This is a genomic window from Flavobacterium bomense, from assembly GCF_003970355.1.
In genome coordinates, this window is record NZ_RYDJ01000209.1 from 1 (window position 1) to 1,139 (window position 1,139).

1 protein-coding gene and 1 pseudogene are annotated in these 1,139 nt (G+C 31.3%); one reads left to right on the forward strand and one right to left on the reverse strand.

Going from position 1 to position 1,139, the window contains the following annotated elements; genetic code table 11:
* Positions 1-399: pseudogene (locus EKL98_RS16795) on the forward strand (hypothetical protein); the annotation flags it as partial.
* On the opposite strand, the gene EKL98_RS16800 reads toward EKL98_RS16795, so the two are convergent.
* Positions 394-1,139: porin family protein (locus EKL98_RS16800; RefSeq protein WP_317125408.1), on the reverse strand; the 746-nt coding region annotated here is incomplete at its 5' end. The pseudogene EKL98_RS16795 and the gene EKL98_RS16800 sit on opposite strands and share 6 nt — an antisense overlap.

The window sequence follows — 1,139 nt, forward strand, 5'->3', positions numbered from 1 at the left end:
ATGCTCGCTGACATTTCGCAGCGCAAAATACCTTTAGTTATACAGTGTTTTTTGACTATTTTATTGATACAAAAAAGTATCACTATCTACCATTTTCCTGAATTGTATTTTTTCTTTTTGGCAGGTTTACTAAGTACTATTATAGCTTTGATTTTCTTGTTTTACAAAATAAAAGCCAGCCTTCATATGATTGCTGTAAGTGCCTTAACTGTTTTTGTTATTGGATTAAGTATTCACAATCAAGCTCAGAACATCGATGTGATTGCTTTTCTTGTGCTTATGAATGGTTTTGTGGCTTCCTCAAGACTAGAAATGAAAGCGCATACACCCAAAGAATTGGTGATTGGCCTTATATCAGGTCTGCTTCCGCAATTGTTTTTGTTGTCTTTTTGGTTATAAAATATAGAACATAATTCCAACATTAAAGGAATTCATATCTATAGTTTCAGTAGTAGTTTTTGCTGATTCAAAAAGCGAATTCAAACCATAATAAGCGAAAATATTTATCGAATTGTATCCAACTGATATATAAGTTCCGTATTGAAATTTATTAAAATCATTATTATTATGTACTTCCATTTGACCAATAGAATCCTCATAAATTGATTTGTCATAAATTAAATAACCTACTTTAAATCCGCCATAAATTCGCCAAAATTTATGACTTTCAAAAGTCGATGACCTCCATCTGAACTCAATTGGCATTTCGACTAGCAGCTGACTGAATCTGTTTTTGTTATACGTAGCATTCGATTCAATAATGGAATAAACAGGAATTTGATTCAATTCTGTAATCTTCAGATTCTGATTGTAGTTATTGTATGAAAGCCCAACTCCTGGAGCTATTGCAACCGTCCGATTTTTATTGACAGGAAAATCCCTAAGAAACCCAACAGAAAATCCTGAAGAAAATTTATCTTGAGTTAAACCCATAGGTTTGTTTTGCAAGGTGTTGAGAGTAAAACTAAAATAAAATTGATCTTCTCTGTATAAAGAGTCGATTTTTATTTTGGGAACTTCCTCTGCAGTCGCTTTTTCTTGCGAAAAAACTGGAATAATATAGAGTAGAAGAAAACTGCTAATAAATAATCGCATATTATTTTTTTGAGGTATAAAATTACAAAAAAAGAGAACAGAAA